At 68.4% G+C, this 10,766-nt stretch carries 7 protein-coding genes; 3 read left to right on the top strand and 4 right to left on the bottom strand.

Annotation, left to right across the window (positions count from 1 at the left end):
• Positions 1-36 precede the first annotated feature (36 nt).
• Together U9R90_RS04945 and U9R90_RS04940 are read left to right on the top strand one after the other, a co-directional pair.
• Positions 37-1,095: a sugar phosphate isomerase/epimerase family protein gene (locus tag U9R90_RS04945; RefSeq protein ID WP_411057646.1), complete on the top strand. Its 1,059-nt coding sequence runs from the start codon at positions 37-39 to the stop codon at positions 1,093-1,095.
• Positions 1,096-1,308: 213 nt separating this feature from the next.
• On the top strand, positions 1,309-2,721 hold the full coding sequence (locus tag U9R90_RS04940) for a hypothetical protein (protein ID WP_411055132.1): 1,413 nt from the start codon (positions 1,309-1,311) through the stop codon (positions 2,719-2,721).
• Between the two features lie 66 nt (positions 2,722-2,787).
• On the opposite strand, the gene U9R90_RS04935 is transcribed toward U9R90_RS04940, so the two are convergent.
• From U9R90_RS04935 to U9R90_RS04920, 4 genes are all read right to left on the bottom strand, one after another.
• A complete protein-coding gene (locus U9R90_RS04935) occupies positions 2,788-4,176 on the bottom strand; it encodes an OFA family MFS transporter (protein WP_411055131.1) in 1,389 nt (462 codons plus the stop codon).
• 116 nt (positions 4,177-4,292) lie between these two features.
• On the bottom strand, positions 4,293-6,437 hold the full coding sequence (locus U9R90_RS04930) for an acetate--CoA ligase family protein (protein ID WP_411055130.1): 2,145 nt from the start codon (positions 6,435-6,437) through the stop codon (positions 4,293-4,295).
• 4 nt (positions 6,438-6,441) lie between these two features.
• Entirely contained in the window at positions 6,442-7,695 is a 1,254-nt protein-coding gene (gene frc / locus U9R90_RS04925; protein ID WP_411055129.1) for a formyl-CoA transferase, read from the bottom strand.
• 14 nt (positions 7,696-7,709) lie between these two features.
• Positions 7,710-9,419, bottom strand: a complete 1,710-nt coding sequence (locus tag U9R90_RS04920; RefSeq protein ID WP_411055128.1) for a thiamine pyrophosphate-binding protein — start codon at positions 9,417-9,419, stop codon at positions 7,710-7,712.
• A gap of 188 nt (positions 9,420-9,607) precedes the next feature.
• Here U9R90_RS04920 and sucC point away from each other — a divergent pair, with 188 nt between their 5' ends.
• Positions 9,608-10,732 (top strand): ADP-forming succinate--CoA ligase subunit beta, encoded by a 1,125-nt coding sequence (gene sucC, locus U9R90_RS04915; RefSeq protein ID WP_411055127.1) that lies wholly within the window; start codon positions 9,608-9,610, stop codon positions 10,730-10,732.
• Positions 10,733-10,766: the final 34 nt, after the last annotated feature.

Here is a 10,766-nt window from a genome sequence, read left to right as displayed (position 1 = left end):
CTCTGTGACAACGAGGAGTTCCCCGCAATGAACCGCTTGAGCCGCACCTCGGCAGACCCGGAACTGACCCACAGACTCAGCAGACGCGGCATGCTCGGCGTGGCCGCCGGAGCCACCGCCGCCGCCATCCTCGGCACGACCGCAGCCGCCACCCCGGCCGCGGCACAGCCCGCAGCCGGGCCCGCCACGGCCGGCAGCCGCGGCAAGGGCCGCCCCGTCCTGCCCGAGGGCCGCCTCGGCATCCAGCTGTACAGCCTGCGCGACAAGGTCTCCACCCTCGGCTTCGCCCCCGTCTTCGCCGAGCTGCGCAAGTACGGCTACGACGAGGTCGAGTACGCCGGATACACCCAGGGCACGGCGGGCCCCATCACGCTGGCCGAACTGCGCCAGCTCACCGCGGACCACGGCCTCAACGCCATCGGCAGCCACGTCGGCTACTACTCCGACAACCCCGAGGCCTACACCTTCGCGCAGAACCTGACGCGCGTACTCGACGACGCCGAGGCCCTCGGCCTCAAGCACATCGGCACGGCGTCGGGCCCGTGGCGCTACGGTGCGACCGTCGACGGCTGGAAGCGCTGCGCCGAGGAGTTCAACACGTACGGGGTCGAGGCCAGGAAGCGCGGCATGAAGTTCTACCAGCACAACCACGCGGAGGAGTTCTCCTTCGCCACCGACCAGCCCGGCGTCCGGCTCTACGACGTCCTGCTGGCTGAGACCGACCCCGAGCTGGTCCACCTGGAGATGGACATCTACTGGGCCTACGCGGGCCAGTTCCGCTTCTCTCAGCAGGTCGACGGCACTCCCGCTCCCTTCGACCCCCTCGACTACGTCCTGCGCCAGCCCCAGCGCTATCCGCTGTTCCACGTCAAGGACGGCATACGCGACGACTCCGTACGCGATGGCTATCGCATGGCGGACGTCGGGGACGGGGACATCGACTACCAGCGGTTCCTCTCGGCGGTCACCCGCAGGACGCACGGCGGGCGCCGCTACCACCACTGGCAGGCCGAGCACGACAACCCCGTCGAGTCCTTCGCCTTCGCGCGCAAGTCCAGCGCACATCTCCATTCGCTGCGGGAGAAGTGCGGCTGACCTGGCCCCCTGGGAGGGGGCCGGGGGTGTGGTGCCCACGGTCCCTTCCGAATCGCACATGCGTTCCCAGATTGCCTTCCGGAGCCCGCTTTCCGGGCCGAATGGACCCTGACCAGGGACGTTTGTACCGCTCCTGGAAGGAGGGGATGGCGAGACGGTGATCGCATGTTCACTTCAGGCCAGAAGCGACGGAAACCGCATAGATGGCTGGCCATGCCGCAGAACACGAACATCGACAAGGCCGGTGCCATCGCGTTCGCCCGCGTCCTCATCGGAGTCCTCTGGCTCTTCGAGGTCACTGTCGGGCACAACTGGAAGATCGGCGGATTCGGCTCCGGGACCAACCCCGGCTGGATAGGACCCGGGGCCGGAGACACGGTCCGAGAGTCGATCGGAGAGGCCGTCGACGACGGCACCTGGCAGTGGGCCGCCTGGTTCTACGAAAACGCCATCGAACCCAACGCCACCGCCTTCAGCTACCTGGTCATCGTGCTGCAGGTCGCCCTGGGGCTGTTCTTCATCTTCGGCTTCATGGTCCGGCCGATGGCGCTGCTCGCGCTGACCTTCGACCTGAGCGTGTTCTTCCTCGGCAACTCCCGCATCCCGCCGTTCTTCAGCGCCTTCCACCTGTTCCTGCTCTACACCGGGGCCGGACGGTACTTCGGTGTGGACGGCTGGATCGAACAGAGGTGGAAGGACGCCCGTAGTCGTACGGCCCGGACGGTGCGCTGGCTGATCGACCTGCCACCGCTGGCGAAGGCGCGGACACAGACCGCGATCCTGGCGGCGTGTGTGCTGCTGTCCGCGTACTTCCTGATGCAGATCGCGCTGCGTGAGACACCCCGGATGAACATGGTGGCCATGGACCTGGCGGTGCTGTTCGGGCTGGTCGCGGCCGGGCTCTACTTCGCACGTGCCACCAATGACCGGTTCGCGGTCGTGATGGCACTGCTGCGGATCTTCGTCGGCTACAAGTTCCTGCACGAGATCTGGGTACGCAGCGAACCAGGGATCAACGGACTGCCGGGCTGGGCCGCCAAGGGCGAGCAGACCACGCTCTTCGAGACGATCTCCGACAACCACTGGGGCCCGTTCGCCTGGCTCGTGGACACGGCGTTCCTCCCGGCCATGTCGCTGTGGGTGGTCGTCTTCGGCGTGGTGCAGTTCGCCGTCGGAGCCCTGCTGATCCTCGGCTACCGCACCCGGCTGACGGCCATGGTCGGAACCGGATATCTGGGCCTGCTGCTGATCCTGGGCTTTACCCGGTACGTGCCGTTCATCCTCGGGCTGATGGTGCTGGTCCTCGCTCTGGACGCCGGGCGCGCCCTGGGCCTGGACGCCGCCGACGCCCGGCGACGAGCGCCCCGCTACGGGCTGCCGATCCCGCACAAGGCGGTGCCCGTGCTCGCGGTCATCGCCGCGGCGAACGCGGTGGCGGCAGGCATCATGGTGGTCACCAGCGGCGGTATCGCCCCGGACGGCTACACCGAGTCGATGGGGCAGATGACCACGGCCATGGTGGCGATCTTCTCCGGGATGTTCGCCCTCATCGGATGGCTCGACCTGACCGCCGAACACGATCGGGACAGGGCCCCCGAGGCGGTGACCGGAAAGCCACCCGGATGACCCGCACGTGAGGGGCCGCCCGACCGCAACGGCCGGGCGGCCCCTCACTGTTCGCCGGCCCTGGTGTCACATCACCTCACGGCTGACCGGAGAGGGATTGGGCGTGATGGCGCCCCGCCGGGGCCGCCCCGGCTGATACAGGAACAGCGCCATGAAACCGGCCAACAGCGAGATCGAACCCGCCAGGACGAACGCCCCGCCGTAGCCCCACGCACCCACCACCACGGCGCCCATCCCGGAACCCAGCAGTCCGGACACCAGCTTGGAGCTGTAGACCAGACCGTAGTTGGAGGCGTTGTTGTTCTCCCCGAAGTAGTCGGCGGTCATCGCCGCGAACATCGGGAAGATGGCGCCGCCACCGAACCCGGAGATGGACGAGAACAGCAGGAACAGCGGCAGGTTGTGGATGTTCCCCGACCAGAGAATGCCGTACTGGGAGAGCCCCAGGACGATACAGACGAAGATCAGGCACTCCTTGCGGCCGTAGCGGTCGGAGAGCCAGCCGATCACCCCGCGCCCCGTGCCGTTCACGATGGCCTTCATCGACATGGCCGTCGCCACGATGCCGCCCGCGAAGCCGACCTCCTTGCCGAACGGCACCTGGAAGGCGATCCCGAAGATGTTCACGCCCGAGGTGCACAGCAGACAGAACCACATCAGCCCGACCCGGCCCGTCTGCCAGGCCTCCCTGGGCGTGTACTGCCGCACGGCCGGGGGGTTCTTCTCCAGCGCACGTCGCGCGCGTGGATCGTCGGGCTTCCTCAGGGGATCGATCTCAGCGGGCCACCAGTTCTTGGGCGGGTCCCGGAAGAAGTACCCGGCGACGGCCACCATGGCCGCCAGGAAGACCCCCACCGACACCAGCACCCAGCGGAAGTTCGTCAGATCCATGTAGCCGGTGAAGAGGTACACGAACGGCACCGAGCCGTAGGCGAATCCGCCGTTGACGAAGCCGGTCTTGCCTCCCTTGCGTTCCGGGTACCACTTGCCGACCATGTTCACGCAGGTCGCGTAGACCATGCCCGCGCCCATACCGCTGAACATGCCGAAGCCGATGTACGCGACGATCACATGCGGCGCGTACGCGAGCGACAGATAGCCGAGCAGCGTGCCGAGCGCGCCCAGCATCATCGCCCAGCGCGCGGGCAGCTTCCCCGACTCGCGCAGCTTGCCGGCCGGAAAGGCCACGGCGGCCTGGAAGAAGACCCACACGCCGAGCATCCAGAAGATGTGCCCGCTGCTCCAACTGTGCGCGGTGTGCAGGGTGTCCTCGGCGGACGCGAACGCGTACTCCGCCGAGCTGATGCCCATCATGCCCACCCACGGCAGGATGACCATCCACTTGCGTGGGCGGCCCATGATGTCGATATCGGTCTCGCCGATCCGGTACATCCGGCCGCCGGCGTCCGTCACCTCCCTGTAGGGGACGGAAATGGAGATGTCCGTTGTCGCCATGTCGATCGAACCCCTTGCGTCGAAGAATCCTGGCCAGCGCCCCCTGTCCGGTCCTTCTCGTGCCGGGACCCGCGGTGAGCGGCCGCCGCGGGCCCCGTGGTCCGAGCTCGCTCAGCTCATCGACCACCCCCGAGCAGCCCTGCGGCCCGCGCCCACCGGTACTTGGCGCCGAGCACCGCCACCGGCTTCTCGGTCGTGTACGGATACGCCACGACACCGCGCTCGTAGAGGTACTGGCACGCCTCCTCGACCTCGACATCGCCCGCCAGCGACGCCACCACCGGCTTCTCGATCCCGCGCTCCCGGAACTCCGCGACCACGCGGGCCGTTAGTTCGGCGAAGACCATGGGAGGGGTGACGATGGTGTGCCAGTAGCCGAGCACGAGAGCATGAATGCGCGGGTCTTCCAGGCCGAGCCGGATCGTCGCCTCATAGGTTGACGGAGGCTCCCCGCCTGTGATGTCCACGGGGTTCCCCGCGGCCCCGAAGGGCGGGATGAACGTCCGGAAGGCCGCGTCCAGATCCTCGGGAATCTCCATCAGGGACAGTCCGTTGTCGGTCACCGCGTCCGAGAGCAGCACCCCCGAGCCGCCCGCGCCCGTGATGATCACGATGTTGTCGCCCTGGGGCGTCGGCAGGACGGGCAGCGCCCGCGCGTACTCCAGCATCTCGTTCAGCCCGGGCGCCCGGATCACGCCCGCCTGCCGCAGGATGTCGTCGTACACGGCGTCGTCGCCCGCGAGCGCACCGGTGTGTGAGCCCGCGGCCTTCGCACCCGCGGCCGTACGTCCCGCCTTGAGGACCACGACCGGCTTCTTGGGGACGGTCGCCCGGGCCGCCGCCACGAAGGCCCGCCCGTCCTTGAGGTCCTCCAGGTGCATGGCGATGCACTCGGTGTGGGGGTCCTCGCCGAACCACGTCAGCAGGTCGTCCTCGTCCAGGTCCGACTTGTTGCCCAGACCGACGATCGCCGAGACACCCGTCCTGGTGGTCCGCGCGAACCCCAGGATCGCCATCCCGATGCCCCCGGACTGCGAGGTCAGGGCGACCGGGCCCTTGACGTCGTACGGCGTACAGAAGGTCGCGCAGAGGTCCTGCCAGGTGGAGTAGTAGCCGTAGATGTTCGGCCCCAGCAGCCGCACGCCGTGCCGCTCGGCGATCTCCACGATCTGGTCCTGCAGCGCGTGTTCCCCGGTCTCCGCGAAGCCCGAGGGGATCAGTACCGCGTTGGGAATCCCCTTGCGGCCCACCTCTTCGAGAGCCGAGGCCACGAACTTGGCGGGGATCGCGAAGACCGCCACATCCACCTCACCGGGAACGTCCGTGACACTCTTGTACGCCTTGCGGCCGAGAATGTCATCGGCCTTGGGGTTCACCGGGTGGATCTCCCCGGAGAAGCCGCCGTCGACCAGGTTCCGCATCACCGAATTACCGATCTTGCCCTGCTCGTTGGAGGCTCCGATCACGGCCACCGACCGGGGCTGCATCAGCCGGCGCATGGACGCCAGGATCTCCTCGCGGCTGTATGTACGGCGCTCCTTGACCGCGTCCGACGCGAGGAGCACCCGGATGTCCGCCGCCAGCGCCCCGTCGGGTGTGGCGATCACCGGGTTGAGGTCCACCTCGGCGATCTCCGGGAAGTCGGTGACCAGCTCCGAGACCCGCCGTATCTGCTCGGCCAGCGCCCACCGGTCCACGCGCGGTGCGCCGCGTACACCCCGCAGGATCTCCGCCGCCCGGATCGAGTCCAGCATCGAGGACGCCTCGTCCGCGTCGAGTGGTGCCAGCCGGAACGTGACGTCCTTCAGCACCTCGACCAGGACGCCACCCAGTCCGAAGGCCACCACCTTCCCGAACGTCGGGTCGGTCACCGCACCGACGATGACCTCCGTGCCCTGCGGCAGCAGTTGCTGCACCTGCACCCCGTCGATCCGCGCGTCGGGAGCGTGGGCGCGGGCGTTGTCGACGATCTGCCGGAAGGCGGCGCGCACCTGGGCCGGGCCCTCGACCCCGACCACCACCCCGCCCGCGTCGGTCTTGTGCAGGATGTCCGGCGACACGATCTTCAGTACGACGGGCCCGTCGAAGCGGGCCGCGTACGCCACCGCCTGGTCCACATCGCGGGCCAGCTCCTCACCGGGCACCGCGATGCCGTACGCGTCCGCGAGGACCTTGCCCTCGGGTGCGGTCAGTGCGGTGCGCCCGTCGGCACGTACGGAATCGAGCAGCGCCCGTACCGTCCGCACGCGGTCCTGAGCCATCACGTCAGATCACTCCGTTCGACTTGAGCAGGCGCAGCTCCTCGTCACCGAGGCCGAGCTCGCCGATGTACACCTCTTCGTTGTGCTCGCCGAGCAGCGGTGAACTGGCGATGTCCGCGGGGGAGTCGGAGAGCTTGAGCGGGCTGCCGACGGTGGTGAACTCGCCCCGCTGGGGATGCGGAACCTTCACCACCATCTCGTTCGCGGCCAGCGACTCGTCCTCGAAGATCTCCTTGGTGGAGAGGATCGGGCCGCACGGGATGCCCAGCGCGTTGAGCCGCTCCAGGACCTCCCACTTGGGCAGCGTCGAGGACCACTCCTCGATCAGCTGGAACATCTTGTTGAGCTTGGGCAGCCGAGCCCGCGGCGTCGCCCACTCGGGGTCGTCGGCCAGTTCGGGCCGGCCGATCAGTTCGCTGATCGGCCGCCATCCGACGGGCTGCACGATCACATACACGTAGTCGTTCGGGCCGCCCGGCGCGCACTTGACCGCCCACCCCGGCTGACCACCGCCGGAAGCGTTTCCCGAGCGGGGAACTTCCGTACCGAAGTCCTCGTTGGGATATTCAGCGAGCGGGCCATGGTCCAGGCGCTGCTGATCGCGCAGCTTCACCCGGCAGAGGTTGAGCACAGCATGTTGCATGGCCACATTCACCCGTTGCCCACGCCCGGTGTTCTCCCGCTGGAACAGCGCGGCCAGTATCCCGGCGACGGCATGAATGCCCGTACCCGAGTCGCCGATCTGGGCCCCCGTCGCCAGCGGCGGCCCGTCCTCGAAACCCGTGGTCGACATGGACCCGCCCATGGCCTGCGCCACGACCTCGTACGCCTTGAAGTCGGTGTACGGGCCCTCACCGAATCCCTTGATGGAGGCATAGACGATACGAGGATTGATCTCCTGGACGCGTTCCCAGGTGAACCCCATACGGTCCACGGCGCCCGGGCCGAAGTTCTCGACCATGACGTCGCTGCGCCGGATCAGCTCGGTCAGGATCTCCTTGCCGCGCTCGGTCTTGGTGTTGAGGGTGATGCTCCGCTTGTTGCAGTTGAGCATCGTGAAGTAGAGCGAGTCGACCTCGGGCAGATCCCGCAGCTGATTACGGGTGATGTCGCCGGTCGGGGCCTCCAGCTTGACCACGTCGGCGCCGAGCCAGGCGAGCAGTTGGGTCGCCGAGGGACCGGACTGGACATGCGTCATGTCGAGGACGCGGATACCTTCCAGAGCCTTGGTCCGCGTCGTCGCTGTCGTCTGCGTCATGGCACAGCGCTCCTCTACTTGTACATGGTCTGGTTCATGGTTCCGGGGGCGTACGCGTCCGGGTCCACCCAGACGTTGATCAGCGACGGCTTGCCCGACTCGCGGGCGCGCCGCAGGGCGGGGCCGATGTCGGCGGGGTCGCGGACCTCCTCGCCGTAACCGCCCAGCATCTGCGCGAACTTGTCGTAGTGGACGTCGCCGAGGGTGTTGCCGACGCGCTCGCGCGCGTCGCCGTACTTGGCCTTCTGGCCGTAACGGATCTGGTTCATCGAGGAGTTGTTGCCGACGATGCCGACGAAGGGGAGGTTGTAGCGGACGAGGGTCTCGAAGTCCCATCCGGTCAGTGAGAAGGCGCCGTCGCCGAAGAGCGCCACCACCTCCTTGTCCGGCCGCGCCTGCTTGGCGGCGAGGACGAAGGGGACACCGACGCCGAGGGTGCCCAGCGGTCCGGGGTCCATCCAGTGGCCGGGTGACTTGGGCTGCACCACCTGCCCGGAGAAGGTGACGATGTCCCCGCCGTCGCCGATGTAGATGGAGTCCTCGGTGAGGAAGTCGTTGATCTCGCTGACCAGCCGGTAGGGGTGGATCGGTGACGCGTCGGACCTCAGGCTCGGCAGGCGCTTCTCGATCGCCGTCTGCTCGGCCGCGCGCAGCTCGTCCAGCCACTCCTTGCGCCGGGACGCCCCGCCGCCACTGTGTCCGTTGAGGACACGACCGGAGGCGGCCTCGGTGACCGACTTGAGGATCAGCCCGGCGTCGCCCACGATCCCCAGGTCGATGTCCCGGTTCTTGCCCACCGTGCGGTAGTCGAGGTCGATCTGGACGACCGTCGCGTCCGGTGAGAGCCGCTTGCCGTACCCCATGCGGAAGTCGAAGGGAGTACCGACGATGACGATGACGTCGGCGCCCGCGAAGGCGTAGCGCCGTGACAGCTGGAAGTGGTGCGGGTCCCCGGGCGGCAGGGTGCCGCGCCCCGCGCCGTTCATATAGGCCGGGATGTTGAGGGTGCGGACGAGCTCGGTGGCCGCCTCGGTGCCCCGCGTCGTCCACACCTGGCTGCCGAGCAGGATCGCCGGCTTCTCGGCGTGCACCAGCAGGTCGGCGAGCCGCTCGATGGCCTCGGGGTCTCCGGCCGTGCGGGTCGACGCCCGGTACTGCCCGGCCTGCGGCACCCGGGCCGTGTCGACCGGCACCTTGGCGTCCAGGACGTCGCGCGGGATCTCCAGAAAGGACGGGCCAGGAGCACCGTGGTAGCACTCGCGGAAGGCCATCGACACCATGTCGGCCGCCCGCGCCGTGTCCGGCACGGTGGAGGCGAACTTGGTGATCGGGGTCATCATGTCGACATGCGGGAGGTCCTGCAGCGACCCCATCTTGTGCTGGGTGTGCGCCCCCTGGCCGCCGATCAGCAGCATCGGCGACTCGGCACGGAAGGCGTTCGCGACACCGGTGACCGCATCGGTCGTACCGGGGCCCGCGGTGACCACGGCGCACCCCGGCTTGCCGGTGAGCCGGGCATAGCCGTCGGCCGCGTGGGCGGCGACCTGTTCATGGCGTACGTCGACGACGTCGATGCCCTCGTCGACGCATCCGTCGTAGATGTCGATGATGTGGCCGCCGCAGAGGGTGTAGATGACCTCCACACCCTCCGCCTTGAGTGCCTTGGCGACCAGGTGCCCACCGGAGATGAGGGATTGGCTGGTGTCGCTGCTGTCGTCGGGCATGGCGAAGTCCTGTCCCTTCGTAGGGGAGTTGGGGTACTCACGCATCGCTCTCGGTGCTGCTCACGCGGGCACTGACGTGCTCTCGCGGCAGATTGCATACAGTCGACGAATACTGTATGAAGCTTGTTATCCCCCATCCGGTGGGTGGTGTCCAGGGGGTGTGCGGCACTTTCACAGGAGGAGCCGAGATGGATCTGTATGAACACCAGGCGAGGGAACTCTTCGAGGACTACGGCGTGCCGGTACCGAAAGCCGAGGTCACGGACTCGGCGAAGGAGGCCCGACAGATAGCGGAACGCCTCGGCGGCCGCGCCGTCGTCAAGGCCCAGGTCAAGACGGGCGGACGCGGCAAGGCGGGCGGGGTGAAGCTCGCGGCCGACCCGGCCGCCACCGAACTCACCGCCCGCCAGATGCTCGGCATGGACATCAAGGGCCACACCGTCCGCACGGTCATGCTGGCCCAACCCGTCGACATCGAGGCGGAGTTCTATGTCGGCTACGCCCTGGACCGCGCGGCCGGGCGCTTCCTCGCGATGGCCTCGGCCGACGGCGGCATGGACATCGAGGAGGTGGCCGAGGCGCGCCCCGAAGCCGTCGCCCGGATCGCCGTCGACCCCGCGCTCGGCGTCACCGCGGACAAGGCGGCCGAGATCACCGCGGCGGCGGGCCTGCCCCCCGAAGCCGCCGACGTCCTGACCAGACTCTGGACCGTACTCGTCGAGGAGGACGCGGTCCTGGTCGAGGTCAACCCCCTGGTACGTACCCGCGACGGGCGGCTGCTGGCCCTGGACGGCAAGGTCACCCTCGACGACAACGCCCGCTTCCGGCAGGCACGTTGGGGCGCGTCCGAAGTGACGTACGACGACCCGCTGGAGGAGCAGGCGGCGGCCAAGGGCCTCAACTACGTCAAGCTCGACGGCCAGGTGGGCATCATCGGCAACGGCGCGGGCCTGGTGATGTCCACCCTCGACGTGGTCGCGGGCTGCGGCGCGCGGCCCGCCAACTTCCTGGACATCGGGGGAGGGGCATCAGCGCAGGTCATGGCCGACGGCCTGACCGTGATCCTCTCCGACCCGGACGTGAAGTCCGTCTTCGTGAACGTCTTCGGCGGCATCACCGCCTGCGACGCCGTGGCGGACGGCATCGCCCGGGCCCTGGACTCCGTCCATCTGACCAAACCCCTGGTCGTACGCCTCGACGGAAACAACGCCGCACGCGGCCGCGCGATCCTCGACGGCCACGCCCATCCACTGCTCGAACAGGCCACGACGATGGACGGTGCCGCCCGTCGAGCCGCCGACCTTGCCAAATAGGGCCCGCCCCGCACTTCAAGACGGCAAGGGCCCA

It is taken from the genome of Streptomyces sp. E11-3 (assembly GCF_046540415.1).
GTDB lineage: Bacteria > Actinomycetota > Actinomycetes > Streptomycetales > Streptomycetaceae > Streptomyces.
Note: the sequence above shows the minus strand (reverse complement) of the source record. Positions and strands in the feature narration are given on the sequence as shown.